18 protein-coding genes are annotated in these 19,514 nt (G+C 63.7%); 7 read left to right on the forward strand and 11 right to left on the reverse strand.

Annotated features, from left to right (window positions below; all coding sequences use genetic code 11):
- Positions 1-246 precede the first annotated feature (246 nt).
- Positions 247-1,665 carry an HNH endonuclease gene (locus BAUR9175_RS12380; RefSeq protein ID WP_101583963.1) on the forward strand — a complete coding sequence of 473 codons (1,419 nt, stop codon included), beginning with the start codon at positions 247-249 and terminating at the stop codon, positions 1,663-1,665.
- Between the two features lie 177 nt (positions 1,666-1,842).
- Here the strand turns inward: BAUR9175_RS12380 and menD are convergent, their stop codons facing one another.
- On the reverse strand, positions 1,843-3,777 hold the full coding sequence (gene menD / locus BAUR9175_RS12385; RefSeq protein WP_226823991.1) for a 2-succinyl-5-enolpyruvyl-6-hydroxy-3-cyclohexene-1-carboxylic-acid synthase: 1,935 nt from the start codon (positions 3,775-3,777) through the stop codon (positions 1,843-1,845).
- Between the two features lie 59 nt (positions 3,778-3,836).
- On the opposite strand from menD, the gene BAUR9175_RS12390 reads away from it, so the two are divergent.
- Positions 3,837-5,483, forward strand: coding sequence for an alpha/beta hydrolase (locus BAUR9175_RS12390; protein ID WP_069599702.1), 1,647 nt, complete (start codon positions 3,837-3,839; stop codon positions 5,481-5,483).
- 23 nt (positions 5,484-5,506) lie between these two features.
- Positions 5,507-6,211 (forward strand): hypothetical protein, encoded by a 705-nt coding sequence (locus BAUR9175_RS12395; RefSeq protein ID WP_101583965.1) that lies wholly within the window; start codon positions 5,507-5,509, stop codon positions 6,209-6,211.
- On the opposite strand, the gene BAUR9175_RS12400 is transcribed toward BAUR9175_RS12395, so the two are convergent.
- Complete coding sequence (locus BAUR9175_RS12400) at positions 6,195-7,277, reverse strand: o-succinylbenzoate synthase (RefSeq protein ID WP_009882902.1); 1,083 nt, start codon at positions 7,275-7,277, stop codon at positions 6,195-6,197. The genes BAUR9175_RS12395 and BAUR9175_RS12400 overlap by 17 nt on opposite strands.
- Positions 7,278-7,321: 44 nt before the next feature.
- Between BAUR9175_RS12400 and BAUR9175_RS12405 the strand changes: the two genes are divergently transcribed.
- The 3 genes from BAUR9175_RS12405 to BAUR9175_RS12415 are packed head-to-tail and all read left to right on the forward strand — an operon-like array spanning position 7,322 to position 10,509.
- Positions 7,322-8,239 (forward strand): 1,4-dihydroxy-2-naphthoyl-CoA synthase, encoded by a 918-nt coding sequence (locus tag BAUR9175_RS12405; RefSeq protein ID WP_069599701.1) that lies wholly within the window; start codon positions 7,322-7,324, stop codon positions 8,237-8,239.
- A gap of 17 nt (positions 8,240-8,256) precedes the next feature.
- Entirely contained in the window at positions 8,257-9,516 is a 1,260-nt protein-coding gene (locus BAUR9175_RS12410) for an AMP-binding protein (RefSeq protein ID WP_236850661.1), read from the forward strand.
- Positions 9,517-9,576: 60 nt separating this feature from the next.
- Complete coding sequence (locus BAUR9175_RS12415) at positions 9,577-10,509, forward strand: 1,4-dihydroxy-2-naphthoate polyprenyltransferase (RefSeq protein ID WP_101583967.1); 933 nt, start codon at positions 9,577-9,579, stop codon at positions 10,507-10,509.
- A gap of 26 nt (positions 10,510-10,535) precedes the next feature.
- Here the strand turns inward: BAUR9175_RS12415 and BAUR9175_RS12420 are convergent, their stop codons facing one another.
- Positions 10,536-10,802: a DUF4229 domain-containing protein gene (locus BAUR9175_RS12420; protein ID WP_101583969.1), complete on the reverse strand. Its 267-nt coding sequence runs from the start codon at positions 10,800-10,802 to the stop codon at positions 10,536-10,538.
- Positions 10,803-10,886: 84 nt separating this feature from the next.
- On the opposite strand from BAUR9175_RS12420, the gene BAUR9175_RS12425 reads away from it, so the two are divergent.
- Positions 10,887-11,324 carry a PLD nuclease N-terminal domain-containing protein gene (locus BAUR9175_RS12425; protein ID WP_009882908.1) on the forward strand — a complete coding sequence of 146 codons (438 nt, stop codon included), beginning with the start codon at positions 10,887-10,889 and terminating at the stop codon, positions 11,322-11,324.
- Positions 11,325-11,758: 434 nt separating this feature from the next.
- Here the strand turns inward: BAUR9175_RS12425 and ccsB are convergent, their stop codons facing one another.
- From ccsB to hemB, 8 genes are all read right to left on the reverse strand, one after another.
- Positions 11,759-12,766, reverse strand: coding sequence for a c-type cytochrome biogenesis protein CcsB (gene ccsB / locus BAUR9175_RS12430; RefSeq protein ID WP_101583971.1), 1,008 nt, complete (start codon positions 12,764-12,766; stop codon positions 11,759-11,761).
- Positions 12,767-12,959: 193 nt separating this feature from the next.
- Positions 12,960-14,603, reverse strand: coding sequence for a cytochrome c biogenesis protein ResB (gene resB / locus BAUR9175_RS12435; protein ID WP_101583972.1), 1,644 nt, complete (start codon positions 14,601-14,603; stop codon positions 12,960-12,962).
- The gene (locus tag BAUR9175_RS12440; protein ID WP_096162282.1) at positions 14,603-15,358 is read right to left on the reverse strand and encodes a cytochrome c biogenesis CcdA family protein; all 756 of its coding nucleotides are present in this window, start codon (positions 15,356-15,358) and stop codon (positions 14,603-14,605) included. The genes resB and BAUR9175_RS12440 overlap by 1 nt, the downstream gene beginning before the upstream one ends.
- Before the next feature lie 5 nt (positions 15,359-15,363).
- A complete protein-coding gene (locus BAUR9175_RS12445) occupies positions 15,364-15,957 on the reverse strand; it encodes a TlpA family protein disulfide reductase (RefSeq protein ID WP_009882915.1) in 594 nt (197 codons plus the stop codon).
- Positions 15,954-16,595: a histidine phosphatase family protein gene (locus BAUR9175_RS12450; RefSeq protein ID WP_009882917.1), complete on the reverse strand. Its 642-nt coding sequence runs from the start codon at positions 16,593-16,595 to the stop codon at positions 15,954-15,956. Before BAUR9175_RS12450 ends, BAUR9175_RS12445 begins: the two co-directional genes overlap by 4 nt.
- Positions 16,595-17,932 (reverse strand): glutamate-1-semialdehyde 2,1-aminomutase, encoded by a 1,338-nt coding sequence (hemL, locus tag BAUR9175_RS12455; protein ID WP_101583974.1) that lies wholly within the window; start codon positions 17,930-17,932, stop codon positions 16,595-16,597. The genes BAUR9175_RS12450 and hemL overlap by 1 nt, the downstream gene beginning before the upstream one ends.
- Positions 17,933-17,994: 62 nt before the next feature.
- On the reverse strand, positions 17,995-18,513 hold the full coding sequence (locus BAUR9175_RS12460) for a MarR family winged helix-turn-helix transcriptional regulator (protein ID WP_226829762.1): 519 nt from the start codon (positions 18,511-18,513) through the stop codon (positions 17,995-17,997).
- A complete protein-coding gene (hemB, locus tag BAUR9175_RS12465) occupies positions 18,510-19,514 on the reverse strand; it encodes a porphobilinogen synthase (protein ID WP_096160213.1) in 1,005 nt (334 codons plus the stop codon). The genes BAUR9175_RS12460 and hemB overlap by 4 nt, the downstream gene beginning before the upstream one ends.

The following is a 19,514-nucleotide window of genomic DNA, read 5'->3' on the forward strand; positions in this document are numbered from 1 at the left end:
CAATGGTCGGCTCGAGCACCTTCGAGGATCGGCACTCGGGTTTCGTAACCTGACTCATTACATCGCGAGGTGCCTACTTGAGTCCGGTGGTTTCAGACCGGTTCTACACTCTTATTTACGATGAGCCGAATAACCCGGCGCTGGGGTTGGAATAACAGTCTGATTGCTTCGCAAGATTGACACTGTGTCAAGGTTTTGGCGGTTCGTGTCAGTGGCTGTGTCAGTGCCTCGGCATACCCTTGTCACATGTTCACGCATCCCGCGAACGACCCGGACCACCCCGAATATCGGGGTCCTGGTTCGTGGGCCCGGACACCGGGCATCACCACCGATATCGATCGGTGGTGTCAGACGCTGCGTGACCTCGAACCAGCAGATGATGCGTGGGAGGCTCAGACGCGCATTCGCGCTCTCGAGGAGCTCACGTCTGCCGCGGCAGCTGCTCAAGCGCGTGAGGCTGTGGCTTTTCACCAGTACCGCCAACGCGAAGATGCCGCCAATGATGTGCCCAAGCGAGAGCAGGGAAAATACGCCGGCAATGAGATCGCCTTGGCCAAGAGAGTCTCACCCTCGACAGGACGAAAATTTCTGTCGACCTCGAAGGCTGTGGTCAACGATCTGCCCCGCACATTTGAGGCTCTGGCCAGCGGATCCATCTCCGAAGCCAAAGCTCGCATCATCGCCGATGAGACCGCCTGGCTCACTCCCGAAGAGCGTGAGTTCGTCGACGAGGAACTCAAAGACCGGGCTACGGCAGCCGGCAGTCGCCGGCTGCGTACAGAAGCTCGCGCGCTGGCGGCCAATGTGTCGTCCGACAATGCGCATGAGAGGGCCGAATCAGCGAGGGCGGACCGCCATGTGTCTCTGAAGGCGCTCAACAACGGCATGGCTCAGCTCAGTGCCACGCTGCCTCTGCAGCAGGCTGTCGCCGCCTATGAGAGTTTGGAGGCCACCGCCGCCGAGCGCGGGATGATCGGCCAAGACTTCGACCGTACTCGCAATCAGCTGATGGCAGATATCTTCGTGGAACGTCTTACCGGTCAGGACTCTGCCGACAACGTACCCACCGAGGTCCATGTCGTCATGGAAGCCGAGAGTCTCTTCTCGGACGGTCGGGTTCCTGCGTGGATTCCGAGCTATGGCCCGCTCCCTGCGAAGACGGCACGGAACTTCGTGGCGGCGAATAGAGCCAGAACTTTCATTCGGCGCATGTTCACTTCACCGGACACAGGACAATTGGTCAGCATGGACTCGCGCAAACGCACCTTCCGTGGTCTGTTGCGACGTATGGTCGTCTTCCGTGACGATGTCTGCCGGACTCCGTGGTGCGACGCCCCGATCAAGCACGCCGATCACGTGACTCCGGTCGCCGAGGGCGGAGAAACAGAGTGGTCCAACGCATCCGGACTCTGCGCTGCCTGCAACTACGCCAAGGAACACCCCGGGTGGAAGCACAAGGCAACTGCCGATGATCTCACCGTCTCCACCCCCACCGGCGAAGAATTTGAAACTGCCACTCCCCCATTCGTCACCAAGTTCAGTCACCCACCGCCAGGTCCGAGTTCGTCTTCCACCGAGAATGCGAGAGATGGTGTTGTCGACTTCCCCGCTCCGAGTCCCGTAGAAGAGCTCTTCGACAAGCTGGTCCTCAGGGATACAGGCTGAACCCGCATCGCGGCTGAGAAGCTGCATTATTGGCAACAGCGGGGCTCGATGTTGCGGACGTGAGCACTTCTGCGACTCATACTGCGCAGTCCAGGATCACCCCGACCTCAGATCAGGTCAGGTCAGGTCAGATCGAGTCAGATCGGGTCAGGCCAGATCAGATCGGGGCGGGTGCAATCAGGTCAGGTCAACTTCGATGATCCGACGGCCGCGACGCATCCGCGTCACCTGGTTTGATTCCAATCCGTCGACACCACGCGCGGCCGTCCCGATCTCTGAAGTGGAATCGACCTCTGAGTTGGAGTCGAACTCCGCGATGAAATCGTCGAGCAGGCTGGACTCTTTGCGGGATCCCACCCGCGAGTACTCCCATCCATAGCCCACAGCAAGATTCTTGAAATCTCGACCGTGAGGAACAGTGAAGTATCTTTCGAGGTACGGCGCCACATGCTCCTGCGAATGTTCGAGCCCGGAGAAGATCGCACCACCATCATCGTTGAGTACGACGATGATCACATCCCCACCCTCTTCTGCGCTCGGCGTCAGCAGACCGCCGACGTCGTGGAGCATTGCGATATCGCCGATGACGAGCACCACCTGCTCACCAAGACCAAGGGATAGCCCAGTCGCTGTGGAGATCAGGCCGTCGATACCAGCCAGCCCGCGCGACGCGTGAACGTGCGCGCGAACATCGGTGGCTTCGCTGAGATAGCGAATCGTGTTTGAACTCGCTGCGAAGAGGTTGATATCCCGGTTGGCCAACTCTTCGGTGATCGCCCGTGCGCTCGACTGCGTCGACTCGACCTCACGTGTCCGACGCGACTCGGCGATGATAGCTTCACCGGCCCTTACCCACTCATCTCGCCAACCCGTGTCCATGCTCGGGTGAAGGGGTGTCCCGCCTGAGACGGTGTTGGGGGCGGCCGCAACGTCGGAGACAGTGCTGTCGCCGCCGCTGCCGGCAACCTCGTCGACCGAAGGTGATTCCGACGACCTGGCCGAGAGTGACACGGCGTCGACGTCATCAGGTAGACGCTGGACCAGTACCTCGGAGTCGGCAAGCAGAGCAGCAACGGGCCTGGTCAAAGTCGGTTTTCCGTGCACGATCACGGTTCTGATCGCTGTGCGCAGATCCTCGCGTTCGCTGAGCACCCTCGCGTGCGCCGGGACCACGACACTCGAGTCTCGCAACTCGGAAGTCAGAGGGCTCGAGGGCTCAGCCAGAACGGGGATCGCGTGTTCCTCGGCCAATGACTTCAACGCGGTGGCCGCGTGACCTCCTGCATCTCCAGCGACGATGACCGTTCCCGGGAGAATTCTCACTGAGATATCTTTGGCTGAGTCCGAGTACGAGACAGCATCTGAGCCTGCGAACGCAGACTTCGAGGCTTCATTCGCGCTCTTCGCCGCCAATGACTGCACTGCTGCCTTCCACTCGGCGAGCTCCGTGACTGTCGGCACTAGGGGCACGTCGAACTGCACGTTGAACTGGACAGGGCCGACCTCCCCCGTACCCGACTCGGACTCCGTGTCCGAAGCTGCGCCCGTGACCAAATCTCTGCCCGAGCCCGGATCCGTGACCAGGCCAAGCGAATGTGCGACCGCCTCGGCGAAGAGTTGACCTGCGTCAGCACTTCCTGCGGGCACATCGATGCGGACACGCACATCGCTGAGCACCTGCGATTGGTCGTCGATCGTCTGGTTGGCTCCGGTCCCTCGCAGTCGGGCCGGACGATCCGCTGTGATTGCAATGAGCGGAAGGTGACCGTACGAGGCTTCAAGCACAGCCGGATGCAGGTTCGCCACCGCCGACCCTGAGGTCGTCACCAAGGCCACTGCTCCGTCTCGGCCCCCCGCGGTACCGGCACGCGTCCGTACCCCACCAGCACGACTCTGCTTCGCGCGCAGACCCCGCGCCAGCCCCAGTGCCAAGAACCCAGCATCACGCTCATCGATGCGCACGTGCGTACGGATCACCCCCGCCTCGGCGAGGGGGGCGAGCGCATAGATCAACGGCGCCGACCGGGAACCAGGCGCGATGACAACCTCGGTGACTCCGGACGAAGCCAACCCACGGGCAATCTGCTGCGCCACTGCGCTCGAATTCAACATCACCTGATATTCAACCACTAACCCACCTGCGGTTCACGTTGACTCTCTACGGTTGTCCCATGCGCCGATCGATTCTCTTCGCGGTTGGGGCGCGTGCAATCCGTTCGCTGACTGCTGCCCGCTCCAACAGAGGACGCTTCCCAACCCTCGACCAGAACAGCTCGTTCCTCGGTCCCGAGCCTCGCGGCAAGGAGGCGAGGAAATGGCACATCCGCGACAAACGCAAGCTGTCGAACCGGCTGCGGGAGTTCTTCATCTACTCCCCCGCGCTGGGCCGGACCGTCGGTGTGCGCGTGCTGCTGCCCGGGATCCCGCAGGAGGTCAGCCCGGTCATCCACCTCTATCACGGCGGCGGCGATGACTTCCGATCTTGGACTGACTTCGGTGCAGCCGAGGAACTCACACTCAACTCGCCCTACCTGGTCGTCATGCCCGATGCAGGAGCAGGAACCTACTCCCGGGTGGCTGTCGGAAGCGAGGTCCACGACTGGCCGACCTTCCACACCAAAGAGATCCCGGAGTTCCTGGCCAAGAACTTCTCGGTGGATTTCGCCCCGGATAACCAGCTCCTGGCTGGACTGTCCATGGGTGGCTACGGGGCGATGAAGTACGCCGCCTGGCATCCGGACCGCTACAGCTGGGCCGCGGCCTTCTCCTCACCGCTCGACCCGCTGTCTGCGGTACCGGCCTTCGACATCATCGCCATGCGGGAGGGTGCGAAGTCGATGACCCTGTTCGGTGATCCCGTCGCCGACCGCAACGAATGGATCGCGAACTCCCCCTACGGTCTGGCGGAGAACCTGCAGGGTCTTCACCTCTGGCTCAGTGCCGGCTCCGGCAGCCTCGAGGAGTCAAAGGACCGTGACCTCCTCGAATCCATGGTCAACCAGCAGGGAGAACGCTTCTCCGCGCGATTGAACTCACTCGGCATCCGCCACTCGTGGTTCCCCCGCACCACCGGCCTGCACAACTGGATCAGCTGGGAACGAGAGTTGGGAGCCTGGCTGAAGACCCTGCGCCGCCAACGCGACTATGCCAGCTCCGACCACCGCAGCGTCGAACGCCGAGGTGGCGATCTCGAACGCCGAGGTGGCAGTCTCGAACCCAGCGGCAGCATCGTCGAGGATCACGATGCGCCTCGTCCCGAGTCCACCACGGTCAACAACTCCGACCGCCGCCGAGGTGGTCCCCGGGTGGCCGATGGTGGTGAGTTCTCGTATCTGACAGGTCATGCGCTCTTCGACATCCACGGGTGGCGAGTCGAGATCTCACGGCGTCGGGCCCAGATCGTGTGCTTCGGCTCGGTCAGCGCAGCCGGCTTCTCCCTGACCGGCACCGGAAGCTTCCGAGTCCGCACGCCGGGCCTGTATGAACCGGGCCGCCGCTACGACATCTCCGTCGTCGGACCCACCGGAACGAACGACTATCCGCAGCGAGCTGACAAGAAGGGGCGTCTGACCTTCACCGGTCGTCTGGCCGCGGCCATGCACGACCCGATCATCCCCGGCAAGCGCACTCAGCACTTCACGACTGTGGGCCAGGCCGAGGTCACGACAGTGCGCATCGCCTCGGCGAAGAACGACGAGCCGGCAGTCAAAACAACAGATGTGTCGGATTCGGCACATGTCGATGCCAAATCCACCGCAACTTCTGTTTATGGTTATAACGGTCACAACATCGTGACCGCCCTTCGTCCTTCTGAATGAACGTTGACTCCGAGAGGTCACCAATGAAACGCGTACTCCCCGCCATCGCTCTCATCGCCGGATTGGCCCTGACAGGCTGTTCGGGATCCGGGCCCGCAAAAGAAGAGGCTGCAGGAGAGCAGAAGTCCGCAGCCGCCGAGACACCCGAAGCAAAGCAGCTCGACGAGGCTCAGCTCATGAAGATCATCGAATCCACCAATGCCGGCGGCCAGTCCTTCAAGTCGGTCGACATCGGAGATGCCTCAGGCAGCGAAGCCATCAAGGCTCTCGAAAGTGCCGAATACGAGCCTGCCGAATGCAAGGATCTGGCAATGTCTGCGCTCAACGCCAGCGAGTCGAGCAACGGCACCACCCTGGCAGGAGCTTCCGCAGACAACACGTTGAGCGTTGCCCTGATGAGCTTGGCCGATGAGGATGCCGCAGGTTCTCAGCTCAAGAACTCGACCAAGATCGCCGAGAAGTGCAGTGATGTGACCATCAAGTCCCAGGGCATCGAGATGAACATGTCCTACGAGACCTTCGACGCCACCGTTGACGGTGCCGACGAGACCGTGGGCGTGCGTGCCAACATCGAAGCTGGTGGGCAGACCGTCCTCAACACCGACACCGTCACCAGCCGCGTGGGCAACAACATCGTCACCGCCGCCAACATCGCCGACACCGGCGATGAGAATATCGTTCCTGACACCGCGGCGGCCTTCGTCGACGCGGTCAAGAACGCCGGCTGAGCAGAGCAGTCCAGCACTCCTGCAGCCGCTTCTCCCACCAGTCGAATCGTCCCGGATCCACCGCCAGCGTCTCCAGTCGCTGTGGGTCCGGGACGATTCGCGTAACAGGTATCTGCCCGTCGACGGGCCTCAGGCTCTGAGCGGGCTCCACAACATCCTCGGCGAAGAGCCGACCCGTGCCCAGACCGCACGCAGGGTGTTCGCCGAGCAGCTCCCGGCTTCGTTGGGTGCGCGGCAGCGTGGCCGCCAGCTGGGCTCCGGCGGCTAGCCCGACGGAGGATTCCAACGCCGATGACACAACGGCCGGCAGTCCGCAGGCTTCCAGGACTGAGCGTGCGGCAGCGATCCCACCCAGCGGTTGGACCTTGACGATGACAACCTCGGCGGCGCCCAGTTCGGCCACTCTCACCGGATCTTCGGCCTTTCGGATCGACTCGTCTGCGGCCAAGACCACGGGCAGCTCCCGGGCCGAGAGCTGCTCACGCAGTCGCGCCATGTCCTCAACTGCTGCGACCGGCTGCTCGAAGTACTGCAGGTCGAATTCCGCGAATTCCGTGCAGGCCGCAAGCGCTTCGGGCAGCGCATAGCCGGCGTTCGCATCGAGGCGCAGAGTCGTCTCGGGAAACAGCCGACGGAATTCGCGCAACCGGTCCCAGTCCTCCGGCAGCGAGTCGATCCCGTGTTCGGCCACCTTCGCCTTGACTGTGCCGACCGGCCCGTAGCGAGCAAGAATCGGCCCTACCTCCGAGGTCGCACACGCCGGCAGGGTCGCATTGACGGCAACACTCTGGCCGACTGTTTCAGCCGCAGATCCGACGGCGCTGGGCTCAACCTCAGCAGTCGGCAGCAGACCCGCGAACTCGAGGGCTGCCTGCAGCCAGCGGGAGGATTCGACTGAACCGTATTCGGTGAATGGGGAGAACTCCGCCCACCCATCAGGGCCTTCGAAGAGCATGACCTCGCGTTCGGTGATCGACCGAAATCGAGTGACCATGGGGAGTTTGAGAACGTGGAATTTCGGCACGAGCTCGGCGATCGACTCCGGAAACTGCTGCACATCAGCCATGAGGCAACCCTATCGGCCAGTCGACAGGCGATAGGGTTGGGGTCATGACGGTTTCTGAAATCTTTGACCCCTCCCAGTGGCGTGAAGTCTCCGGATTCGACTTCACCGACATCACCTACCACCGCGCGGTCAAACCCGACGGCACCGACCTGGGCTGCGTGCGCATCGCCTTCGACCGTCCCGATATTCGCAACGCCTTCCGCCCTCACACCGTCGACGAGCTCTACCGTGCCCTCGACCATGCCCGCCAGACCTCGGACGTCGGCGCAGTCCTGCTCACCGGCAACGGTCCCAGCTCACGCGACGGCGGCTGGGCCTTCTGCTCCGGCGGCGATCAGCGCATCCGCGGACGTTCCGGCTACCAGTACGCCTCCGGTGAGACCCGCGAATCCGTGGATCCGGCCCGCGCCGGACGCCTCCACATCCTCGAGGTCCAACGACTCATCCGCACCATGCCCAAGATCGTCATCGCCGTCGTTCCCGGCTGGGCAGCAGGCGGCGGCCACAGCCTCCACGTCGTCTGCGACATGACCATCGCCTCTCGCCAGCATGCGAAGTTCAAGCAGACCGATGCCGATGTCGGCTCCTACGACGCCGGCTACGGGTCCGCCTACCTGGCGAAGATGGTCGGCCAGAAGAAGGCCCGCGAGATCTTCTTCCTCGGCCGCACCTACTCGGCCCAGGACATGGCAGACATGGGCGCCGTCAACGAGGTCGTCGACCACGAAGAGCTTGAGACCGCGGCGCTGACCATGGCCAAGGAGATCCTCGGCAAGTCTCCCAACGCCCAGCGGATGCTGAAGTTCGCCTTCAACCTCCTCGACGACGGTCTCATGGGCCAGCAGGTCTTCGCAGGTGAGGCCACCCGCCTGGGATACATGACCGACGAGGCGGTCGAAGGCCGCGACTCCTTCCTGGAGAAACGCGACCCCGACTGGTCTCCCTACCCCTGGTACTACTGAGCACCTCCACTCCATGAATGTTCAGTCCGCATGAACGCACAGTCCGCATGACCGCTCAGACCGTTGAGGATCTGCCGGCAGCCATCGATCGAGCCTTGGCCGGCCGGTCGATCCTTGTCCTGCCCCGCAATCGTGACGATTCCATCACCGAGGTGGCCCCCAGCCAGTGGAGAGGTGCTGGCCGGGCTCCGGCGCTGATCCTCTTCACCTCGGGTTCGACGGGCACGGCCAAGGCCGTCGCCTTGTCCGCAGACGCCCTGACCACCTCGGCGCGGGCAACCGAACGATTCCTCGCCGGCCCCGGAGATTGGCACCTCACCCTGCCGACCAACCACATCGCAGGGTTCCAGGTGGAGCTGCGGGCCCGGCTCGCGGGACGGGAGCCGGTGAGGACCACCTCGGCGTCCTTCACGGCCGAATCCTTCGCCGAGGAGGTCGAGAGTCTGTTCGCACGCGGCGGCAGCCGGCCGAGCTACACCTCACTGGTGCCCACCCAGCTGCACCGGGTCCTGGCCGATGACCGGGCCACGCTTGCGGCGGCGAAGTTCGACACGATCCTCCTCGGCGGGTCCGCGATCTCACCGGCCCTACTCGAGCGCGCTGATGAACACGGGCTGAGCATCGTACGCACCTACGGCATGAGCGAAACCGCAGGCGGCTGCGTCTACGACGGCGTTCCCTTCGACGGTGTCGAGATCACGATCACCGATACTTCGACGATCGACCTGCGCGGTCCCGTCGTCGCCGATTCCTACGTCGAATTCAACGCCGACGGTCAGATCAGTCCTGTGGACAATCCCGGACTGACCACCGACGATGACGGTTCACGCACGATGCGCACCAGCGACCTGGGTCGGCTCGACGATGGGGTGCTCTCGGTGCTCGGTCGTTCCGATGACATCATCGTCTCCGGCGGCACGAACGTCTCTCCTCACGAGCTCGAGACCGGGCTGCTGCCCACCTGGCAGCACCATGGAATCGCCGAGGTGCTCGTGACCTGGGTGCCCGATGATGAGTGGGGAAAGCTGCTCGTCGCACTCGTTCGCCTCGAGGACCAGGTGTCGCCCGCCATGAGAGCAGCGTTGGGATCATCGCGTGAGTTGGCGCGGCATCTGGGCGGACTCGATCATGGGATGGGTGGGCAGCCGCTTCCGCGGTTGGCCTTTCCCGTCACCGAGATCCCCAACCGTTCGATCGGCAAACCCGACCGGATGGCTGCGTCCCGGCTAGCGGCCGAATTGGTTGCAGCCGAGAGACGAAGATCCCGAATACCTTAATAAGTGAACACTCGGTAATATGAGACGATCCTAATTTTTGTGAGGAAGGTATCCCGCCCAATGGCAACTGCTGCGCAGTGGATCTCCGGAGCCCGATTACGAACATTGCCGCTGGCAGTTGCCCCTGTCCTGATCGGGACCGGCGCCGCCATCGGCTCCGTCGGCGGCTTCACTTCCTTCATCATCGGGGACTACACGCGCAACGGCCACGACTTTTCGCTGCCGCAGATCTTCTTGCGTGCGGTGCTGGCCCTCCTCGTCTCGCTCTGCCTGCAGATCGGGTCGAACTTCGCCAATGACTATTCCGACGGGGTTCGCGGCACAGATGACGTCCGCGTCGGTCCCGTGCGTCTCACCGCGACGGGTCTGGCCGAGCCGAGCGCAGTCAAACGTGCGGCCTTCCTGTTCTTCGGCATCGCCGGAGTTGCGGGAGTCGTCCTCGTCGTCATCGCTCAGGCGTGGTGGTTCCTCATCGTCGGCGCCGCCGCCGTGGCGGCAGCCTGGTTCTACACAGGCGGCAAGAAGCCCTACGGCTACATGGGTCTGGGCGAAGTCTTCGTCTTCGTCTTCTTCGGCCTCGTCGCCACCCTGGGCACGATGTGGATGCAGGTCGGCGGACTCAGCCTCAGCGGCTGGGCCGGTGCTGTGGCCATCGGCTCGCTCGCCTCGGCGGTGCTCATGGTCAACAACCTGCGCGACATCCCGACCGACATCGAGGCGGACAAGATCACTCTGGCCGTCCGCCTCGGCGAGCATCGGGCACGCATCGCCTATGCCAGCCTTGTCCTCGTGCCCTTCGCACTGCTGGTCTTGGCGATCCTCGATGGGCATCCGGCGGTGGCGCTGGCCATCCTCGCACTGGTACCTGCCCTCAATCCGCTGAAGACGGTGCTGCGGGGAACCACCGGTCCCGGGCTCATTCCCCCGATCAAATCAACCGGCCTCACCGCACTTGCCTTCGCCGCGCTGATGGGACTCGGCCTGGCTCTGTAGCGGTGAGCTGGGCCCTGTAGCCAGGATCAGTTTTCGTCGTCGACGATGCGGTCTTCCGCTTCTTCGTCGACGTTCTTGCGCTTGGGGGGTGTGGCGCGCTTGGCCACGCGGGTCTCAATGTCCTCCGCCACCTTGGCTCGCATGCCGCCCAAGAAGATGTAGCTGAGGATGGCTCCGATGATGATCGCGGCCATGGCCATCACGAGGTTGAGTCCGAGGAATGGCTCCAGAATCAGCCCTACGGCGACGATGATGCCCAGGCGAGCCAATGTGTAGATCCAGAAGTTGCGCATTGCACCTATTTTAGTCCGTCCACATCAGTGATTCATCACTGCCCATGTGGGCGGTTGTTCAGGTTAGTGGACTATCCTGGGTGCATGGCTCGAATACTCATTGCCGCGATTGTCCTTGCGGCAGCGGTTACGTTGTACGGACTCTTCGATTGCCTTCTGCGCGATCGTGGTCTGATCCGAGTCCTGCCCAAACCCGTCTGGGCGATCATCATTCTTCTCATCCCCGTCATCGGCTTCGTGCTCTGGTACGCGTTCGGCCGCGGGTCTGAGGACAAGCCCACTGCAGCACCGCGCCGTCAGGGGCCCAGCGCCCCTGATGATGACGAGGATTACCTGCGCAAGGTTGATCGCGACGTCAAGCTCGGCAAGCACGCTCCCGAGGCGCAGAAGCCCGAGGACAAGACTCCCGACGCTGATGACTCCGGAGACAGCTCCTCCCCCGACTCCGATCCTCGTTCCGCCGATACCGATGACCACGGTTCCGGCGGATCCACCGGTGACGGACGCGGCCACTCGAACTGAAGCAGTCGGAAGTCATCTGTCCCTAGTGCTTCATTAGTTGCGCTGGGGCATCCGGATAGACCTTGTAGGCAGCTTTCTACTTCTGGATAGAAGAGCTTCTACGCAGACTTTCGTCCGGTAGTCCGGTAGTCCGGTACTCGTGGTCGGTTGTGCACGGGCCCTCGTGGGCAGTCGAGCTCGGCTTCGTAGATAGTCATCGAGGTTGGTAGCGCTACGTCTGTGGGCAGTACAGAGCCCGTGTCGTAGTTCAGCCACGCGGCGCTGTGCAGCCCGCTCCAGCACTGTCACCCGGTTCTACCCAGTGGCGCGGTTCAGGCCAATCTAGACCCACCGAACATCAATACAGCCACCGCGGCATGCGCGGCATGATCGTACGGGCCACCCCGGCACCACCGCGCGGTGCACGCCTACCGCAGTTCAGCCTCGGCGATGGATCAGCTGAGGCCCGAGTACGAGTGCAGGCCGTTGAAGTACATGTTGACGACGGTGAAGTTGAAGATCACCGTGGCGATGCCGATGAGGTTGAGCACGGCGACCTTCGTCGGTCCCCAACCGCGTGTGGCGCGGGCGTGCAGGTATGCGGCGTAGATGACCCAGACGACGAACGTCCAGATCTCCTTCGAGTCCCAACCCCAGTAACGGCTCCAGGCCACCTCTGCCCAGATGGCGCCGGCGATGAGGGTGAACGTCCAGGTGATGAATCCGACCGCGGCGATCGTGTAGGAGAACCGCTCCAGGTCGATGCTCGCGGGCATCCGGCGCATGAACCGCAGCCACTTCGGGTTCTTGGTCTCCTGAGCGTTCTTGAGGATCTGGAACACGGCGAGGATCGCGGAGATGTAGAGCAGCGAGGTCGACAGGATGGCGATCGGCACGTGGATGGCGATCCAGTAGGAGTCGAGCGCCGGGATGAGCTTCGCAGCTGGTGTGTAGAAGACCGTGATGGCCAGGCCCAAGCACAGGAGCACTCCCCCGGCCACGATGGTGCCCAGGTAGCGGATGTCCTTCTTGATATTGACGATCAGGAAGACGATGACGGTGATCACGGTCGCAGTGAGGACGTATTCCATCATGTTGCCCCACGGCACACGCATCACTGACAGCGCGCGAGTGAGCACAGCGGCCACGTGCAGGAGGGCAGCGAGAACGAGAAGTGCGGTGCCGATCCTCGCCCCGCGGCGAGGCTTGTCCTTGCCCGAACTGGTCGTGGCCTCGGCCGAAACGTCAGTCTGCGGCGGATCGAGGAGGGCCGTGGTGGTCTTCCGGTTCGTCCGTCGCACGTTCGAGGGCTTGGCGGCGCTGCTGGCGCTGGCTTCCGTCTGCTTGAGCTCGCGCCCACCGAAGAGGTCGAAGGCGTAGAAGATCATGGCGACGGCGTAGACGATCATCGCCGAGATGATGAGCTGGTTCGACCACATTGCGAGGTCAGTGTTGACGTCCATACATCCTCCGCACCAGCGGTGCTCTTCCATTGCGTCGTGGCTGTTGCTGCGTTCTCGCAGCGTTGACTAGCTGCGTTGTCTCAGTGCCGTGTTGCTGCGTGTAACTGTGTTCGAGCCGCCTGTTTCAGTTTCGGCCCGCGACAATTCTACTCCGCGTAGTACCTAAAGCTAATCATTTCTCTCCGCCTGCACTTCAACCCTGTCTACTCCGAGCGCCGGGGCCAGAGTCCGGCCCTTCGTCCGAATCGCCTTCGGGATCGTAGGGATCGTCGTCGGGTTCGTCAGCAAGGTCCTTCGCCAGGTCCTTCGCCGCCCGCTCGACCATTTGATCCTCACCGCGAGCCAGAGCCGCGACCTCGGCCTGGCCGTCCTTGATGCGCACCCACATGCGGCGGCGTGGGATGAACAGCGACAGGCCCAGTCCCAGCAGCACGGCGATTGCGCTGACGAGCATCAGACCCTGTGTCGGGTCTTGGGAGATGTCGACGGCGATGTAGCGTTTGACTCCGTCAAAGGTCACGGAGCCGCCGTCCGGCAGCTTCTGGGTCTCGCCCTCTGCCAGTTGGATGAGCAGAGGATTGCCCGAGGCGTCGGTCATCTCAGTCATGTTCTCGGCATCGATCGTGTACACCGACTGCGGAGTTCCGTCATCGAGTCCGAGGTCGCCGGTGTAGCCGCTCATCACCAGGTAGGGGTTGCGCAGTTCGGCGAAGCTCGAGACCAGTTCGCCGTTCTCATTCTGGGTCGCCGTCGGCAGGAACACACCGACGAATCCCATCTGGGTTCCTGCGGAATCGGGAACCTTGACGACGCCCTCCGAGGTGTAGCCCGGGTCTCCACCGTCGGGGATGAAGACCTGCGGGCCGGACTGCACGACCTGTCCCTTGGCATCCTTGACCGTGACCTCCGGAGCGTAGCCGTTGCCGGTCAGGTAGACCCCGGTCCCGCCGACGCGTACAGGTTCGTTGACCCGCAGTGTGTGCTTCTCGCTCTTCCCGTCAGCGGTGGCCGTGACCTCCGCATCGAAGGTCCGGGGCTGGCCGAACTGGCTGCCTGGGGCCTGATCGTCGAAGGTGGATTCGAAGCTGTCGAGTTTGAGCCGGAAGTCCGGCAGGTTGTCCGCATCGTAGTAGGAGCCAGGTTCGAACGAGTCGTAGGCGACCAAGGAGTTCGTGAAGGTGTCGCCCTCGACGAGGATCCGCTGCCCCTGATAGCCGAACAGCGAACCGATCGCCATCGTCAGAGTCGCGACGAGGAGTGCGATGTGGAAGACCAGGTTGCCTGTCTCGCGCAGGTAGCCGCGTTCGGCGGCCACATGGTCATCGTGGCGGACTGTGCGGTAGCCGAGCTTCTTCAGGCGCGCCTGGGCGGTGTCGAGGAAGTCCTGATCCGCGCTCTCGCGAGATTCCGCGGATCCCGTCGCCGAGGTGAAGGTTTCGTATCCGGGCATCCGACCCAACCGCCTCGGCGATTTGGGTGGGGCCGAACGCATGGCCTTCCAGTGCTGGGCCGAACGTGGGATCACGCAGCCGATGAGCGAGATCATCAGGAGGAGGTAGATCGCGGAGAACCAGATCGAGGAGTACACGTCGAACATCTGGATCGTGTCGAGGAACTGGCCCCAGGCGCCGTTGGACTCGAGGAACGTATTCACCCGGCCCGGATCCTGGATCCGCTGCGGCAGCAGGGAGCCCGGGATCGCGGCCAGAGCCAGGACGAGGAGGAGGATCAGTGCCACTCGCATCGTCGTCAGCTGACGCCACGCCCACCGGCACATGCCGATGAATCCCAGCTGCGGCTGGGTCACAGCGTTCTTGTCGGCGGTCTTCTTCGCCACTAGATCACCACTTCGAAATCAAGGATCAGACCCTGCAGAGAGGTCATCCACGCGTTCCACAGCCCTGTGGCCATGAGTACACCCAACACGATGAGCATGATGCCGCCGGCACGGACGATCGCCGTCTGGTGTCTGCGCACCCAGGTGAGACGTCCGGCGCCCTTGTGGATCGCCACGGCCAGAATGATGAACGGAATGCCCAGTCCCAGGCAGTAGACGAATGCGAGCATTGCCCCGCGCCAGATCGTTCCATCGCCGCCGAAGCCCACGGACATCGACATGACCGCGGCCAGCGTCGGTCCCACGCACGGTGCCCAGCCGAGAGCGAAGGTCGCACCGAGGACCGGTGCACCCCACAGTCCGGCCCTGGGTCGAGCGCGAATCCGGTGCTCTTTCTGGAGGAGACCGAAACCGCCCATGAAGATGAAGCCGGCGATGATGACGACGACGCCGAGGATCCTGATGAGCACGCCCTGCCACTGTGAGAACAGTGCGCCGAGGGCCGAGAACCCGGTTCCCAGCAGAACGAAGACGATCGTGAACCCGAGGACGAACAGGGCGATCCCGACGACGACCCGCCAGGTTTCCTTGTCCTTGAGGGACGAGCCGCTCAGGCCGGTGACGTAGCCGACGTATCCGGGGACCAGCGGCAGCACGCAGGGTGAGACGAAGGAGACGAGTCCCGCCAGTGCGGCCGCGCCGGCCGCCAGCAGCAGAGGCCCGTTGAGAACCGTCTGGGCGAAGTCCGCCCCGATTCCACTCACTCCGCCTGCACGTCCTCGATGAGTCCCTTAAGCGTCGACTCGTCGACCTCGCCGACGACGCGGGCCGCGGCACGGCCCTGCGCATCGAGGACGACGGTGGAGGGTGTGGCCTGCGGCGGGAGGACACCCGAGAGCAGCGCCACCATGTCACCGTTGGTGTCGAGCATGTTCGCGTAGGGCACCTGGTAGTTCGAGATGAAGGCGTTGGCCGCTGCCTCCTGGTCACGGACGTTGACACCGAGGAACTGAACCTCGTCCCCGAAGTCCTCGGCCAGGGTCTTCAGCGCCGGCGCTTCCTTCCGGCACGGCGGGCAGGCCGCGTACCAAAGATTGATGACGACCGGGGTGGGCCGGAGGTCAGCCAGCGACATCGACTTGCCGTCGAGTGTTTCGAAGCTCAGCTCCAGAGGTTCCCCGCGCTTGTCCTTGGCCACCTGTGACACAACGCCGGATCCGGAGACGTACCCCTGATCGGATCCGGCCTGATCAGCCAGTTCGTCGTTTTCGCTGCAGGCGCTGAGCACCATGGCGGTGCCGGCGACCAGGCCGGTCAGGAGGGTGCGGCGGTTCAGTGGATTGCGGGCATTCATGCTCCCGACACCGCTTGCTTGGGCTGCAGATCTGCACAGATGCTCTCGTAACTCACGGAAACAAGTGTGGACGATTCGAATGTGAAACTGGTGATAGAAGCCAAGTCACATTCCCGTTTCCGGGGGTCGTGGACCAGGGAGCGCTGCTCCCCTGCCAGACGTGTCATCCAGATCGGAAGCTGATGGGAGACGATGACGCCTTCGGCCTCGGGACCATGTTTGGCCAGCTTGGCACGCAGGCTGGCCATGGCTGCCTGCATGCGCAGCACGATCTGCTTGTAGGGCTCACCCCAGGACGGTGTCAGCGGGTTGTACAGACGCACCAGATTGCGCGGCTCAGCCATTCGTCTGGCGTTGACCTTCTGCCCTTCGAAGGAGTTCGCGGCCTCGATCACACGGTCATCGGTGAAGACGGGCAGCTGCAGCCGCTGGTGCAGCGGGTCGATTGTCTGCTGTGCCCGCAGCAGCGGGGATGCCACCAGCTCGACCGGAGTGACCGCCGCTGCGGCGAAGTGCTCGCCGACGCGTCGGGCCATCTCATGGCCGCGTTCGGTCAGTCCGAAGTTCGGCAGCCGACCGTAGAGGATGCCGTCAGGGTTGTCGACCTCCCCGTGCCTGACCAGATGGATCGTCGTCATCAGTTCCCCTGCGTGTTCGGTACGCTCGCCGCGGCCTTGGCTGCGGCGGGCAGGGCCGTGATGATCCGGTCCAGGATCTCATCGGTGTGGGCGTAGGACAGGAACCAGGCTTCGAAGGCGCTGGGCGGCATGTGGATGCCCTGATCGAGCATGGCGTTGAAGAACGCGGAGTAGCGGTCGACGTTCTGGGTCCTGGCGTCGTCGTAGTTGATGACCTCACGGTCGGTGAAGAAGACGGAGAACATCGAGTTCGCCGATTGGATGGTGTGTTCCACACCTTCGGTCTCCAGCGCCGAGGCGACCGCTGGCCTGAGGATGTCCGCGGCGCGGGCGATGTGTGAGTACACATCGAGTTCGGTTGTCAGCTTCAACGTGGTCAGACCGGCGGCCGTGGCCACAGGGTTTCCGGACAGGGTTCCCGCCTGGTAGACGGGGCCAGTCGGTGCCAGATGCTCCATCACGTCGGCGCGTCCGCCGAAGGCCGCGGCGGGGAAGCCGCCGCCCATGACCTTGCCGAAGGTGAACAGGTCGGCCAGTCCCTCCGGGTAGCCGAGCTGTGCGGATTCGTAGCCGTACCAACCGGCGTCCGAGACACGGAATCCGGTCATCACCTCGTCGCTGATCATCAGCGCGCCGTGGGCCTTGGTCAGGCGGCGGATGGTGTTGGTGAATCCCTCGCGCGGGGGCACTACGCCCATGTTTCCGGGGCTGGCCTCTGTGATGACGCAGGCGATCTCGTCACCATGTTCGGCGAAGACGGCCTCCAGACCGGCTGCATCGTTGTAGTCGACGATGATCGTGTCCGAGGCCTGTGCACCGGTGACGCCAGGGGTGTCGGGCAGGGAGAAGGTCGCCAGGCCGGAACCGGCCTGGGCCAGGAGCGCATCGACGTGTCCGTGGTAGCAGCCGGCGAACTTCACGATCTTCGCCCGGCCGGTGTAGCCGCGAGCCAAGCGAATGGCGCTCATGGTCGCCTCGGTGCCCGAAGACACCAGGCGCACCTGCTCGACGGGATCGACTCGGGCCACGATCTCCTCGGCGAGTTCGACCTCACCGGTCGACGGGGTGCCGAAGGAGAAGCCCTTGACGGCGGCTTCCTGCACGGCCGCGAGCACCTCGGGGCGGGAGTGGCCCATGATCATGGGCCCCCACGAACCGATGAGGTCGATGTAGTCATTGCCGTCGGCGTCGCGCAGCCAGGCTCCGGTCGCCGAGGTGATGAAGCGCGGGGTGCCTCCGACGGCTTTGAAGGCCCGCACCGGTGAGTTCACTCCACCGGGGATGACGTGTTCGGCGCGCTCGAACAGCGCGGCCGACTTCGCAGTCTCGTGTTTCATGGGTTCTCCTGAAGAAGTCGCCGGATCGGTGGTCGGTTCAGATGATAGTTGAGTGGCTGCGCTCAGGTGGCAGGAGTCGTGGGTTCGGCGTCTGACGGCGGTGTGTCGACCGGGCCCTCGCCGATCGCACGCATATGGGCGGTGACCTTGCCGAAGATGTGGCCGAGGGTCTCCATCTCCTCCGGTTCGAGGAGGTCGACGAGATGGTCGCGGACGCCTCCCACATGGGTGGGGGCCATCGACACGAGGAGCTGCCAGCCGGCCTCGGTCATCTGGCAGTTGACTCCGCGCCCGTCTTCGGGGATCGAGAAGCGTTCGAGGAGGCCCTTCTTCTCCATCCGCGCCACACTGTGCGTCAGACGCGAGCGCGACATCGTCGTATCCATGGCGAGCAGAGCCATGCGCATCGTCCGATCCTCATGTTCGCTCAGGCGGACCAGGATCTCGTACTCGGGCATACCGATGCTGTGGTTCTCCCGCAGCTCCTTGTCCAGCTGCGTGGTCAGCAGCTGCGAACCGGTGAGATAGCTCCTCCAAGCCCGTTGATCGGGGCCGCTGAGCCAGCGTGGCTCGCTCATCATCGTGCTCCACCCGACTGTTCCGAGTTCAGACGCTGAGCGACTTCCGTGGCCCAATAGGTGAGGACGGCATCGGCGCCGGCGCGTTTGAAGGCGATGAGGGACTCCTCGATCGCGCGTTCGCGGTCGATGGCTCCGGCTGCGGCCGCGAATTCGATCATCGCGTACTCCCCCGACACCTGGTAGGCCCACACCGGCACCGGCGACTCACAGGCCACCTCGGCGAGGACGTCGAGGTAGGGCAGGCCGGGCTTGACCATGACGACGTCGGCACCTTCGGCCAGGTCGAGGTCGAGTTCGCGCATGGCCTCGCGTCCGTTGGCGGGGTCCTGCTGGTAGGTCTTGCGATCGCCCTGCAGCTCCGAGTCCACGGCTTCGCGGAAGGGGCCGAAGAACGCCGAGGCGTATTTCGCCGAGTAGGCCATGATGACGACGTCGGTGAAGCCTTCGAGGTCCAGCGCCTCGCGGCAGGCGGCGACCTGACCGTCCATCATGCCCGAGAGTCCCAGCACGTGGGCTCCGGCCCGAGCCTGTGCCACGGCCATGGATGCGTAGCGGCTCAGGGTTGCGTCATTGTCGACGCCGCCGGAGGCGTCGAGGACTCCGCAGTGTCCGTGGGAGGTGAATTCGTCGAGGCACAGATCGGCCATGATGACCGTTTCATCGCCGAGGTTGTCCCGCAGCAGCGTCAACGCGCGGTTGAGGATGCCCTCGGGATCATCGGCCTGGGAGCCCTCGTTGTCCTTGTGTTCTGGGATCCCGAACAGCATCAGTCCGCCGACTCCGGCATCGACGGCTTCGTTGGCCGCTTCCAGCAGGGAGTCCAGGGTGTGCTGGACGACTCCGGGCATGCTCGTCAGCGGCGCCGGTTCGCTCAGTGTCTCCTTGACGAACATGGGCAGGATGAGATCGGCCGGGTGCAGGCGCGTCTCGGTGACGAGCCGGCGCAGGGCCGGTGTCGTCCGCAGGCGGCGGGGCCGAACGGTTCCGGGGACCATTGTCAT

This window comes from Brevibacterium aurantiacum (assembly GCF_900169065.1).
In the GTDB taxonomy this organism is placed as follows: Bacteria; Actinomycetota; Actinomycetes; order Actinomycetales; family Brevibacteriaceae; genus Brevibacterium; species Brevibacterium aurantiacum.

Excerpts from the sequence above, each read along its gene's own strand:
- BAUR9175_RS12380 (WP_101583963.1), top strand. The coding sequence starts at position 247 with ATGTTCACGCATCCCGCGAACGACCCGGACCACCCCGAATATCGGGGT.
- menD (WP_226823991.1), bottom strand. The coding sequence starts at position 3,777 with ATGTTGAATTCGAGCGCAGTGGCGCAGCAGATTGCCCGTGGGTTGGCT.
- BAUR9175_RS12390 (WP_069599702.1), top strand. The coding sequence starts at position 3,837 with ATGCGCCGATCGATTCTCTTCGCGGTTGGGGCGCGTGCAATCCGTTCG.
- BAUR9175_RS12395 (WP_101583965.1), top strand. The coding sequence starts at position 5,507 with ATGAAACGCGTACTCCCCGCCATCGCTCTCATCGCCGGATTGGCCCTG.
- BAUR9175_RS12400 (WP_009882902.1), bottom strand. The coding sequence starts at position 7,277 with ATGGCTGATGTGCAGCAGTTTCCGGAGTCGATCGCCGAGCTCGTGCCG.
- BAUR9175_RS12405 (WP_069599701.1), top strand. The coding sequence starts at position 7,322 with ATGACGGTTTCTGAAATCTTTGACCCCTCCCAGTGGCGTGAAGTCTCC.
- BAUR9175_RS12410 (WP_236850661.1), top strand. The coding sequence starts at position 8,257 with ATGTTCAGTCCGCATGAACGCACAGTCCGCATGACCGCTCAGACCGTT.
- BAUR9175_RS12415 (WP_101583967.1), top strand. The coding sequence starts at position 9,577 with ATGGCAACTGCTGCGCAGTGGATCTCCGGAGCCCGATTACGAACATTG.
- BAUR9175_RS12420 (WP_101583969.1), bottom strand. The coding sequence starts at position 10,802 with ATGCGCAACTTCTGGATCTACACATTGGCTCGCCTGGGCATCATCGTC.
- BAUR9175_RS12425 (WP_009882908.1), top strand. The coding sequence starts at position 10,887 with ATGGCTCGAATACTCATTGCCGCGATTGTCCTTGCGGCAGCGGTTACG.
- ccsB (WP_101583971.1), bottom strand. The coding sequence starts at position 12,766 with ATGGACGTCAACACTGACCTCGCAATGTGGTCGAACCAGCTCATCATC.
- BAUR9175_RS12445 (WP_009882915.1), bottom strand. The coding sequence starts at position 15,957 with ATGAATGCCCGCAATCCACTGAACCGCCGCACCCTCCTGACCGGCCTG.
- BAUR9175_RS12450 (WP_009882917.1), bottom strand. The coding sequence starts at position 16,595 with ATGACGACGATCCATCTGGTCAGGCACGGGGAGGTCGACAACCCTGAC.
- hemL (WP_101583974.1), bottom strand. The coding sequence starts at position 17,932 with ATGAAACACGAGACTGCGAAGTCGGCCGCGCTGTTCGAGCGCGCCGAA.
- BAUR9175_RS12460 (WP_226829762.1), bottom strand. The coding sequence starts at position 18,513 with ATGATGAGCGAGCCACGCTGGCTCAGCGGCCCCGATCAACGGGCTTGG.
- hemB (WP_096160213.1), bottom strand. The coding sequence starts at position 19,514 with ATGACAATGGTCCCCGGAACCGTTCGGCCCCGCCGCCTGCGGACGACA.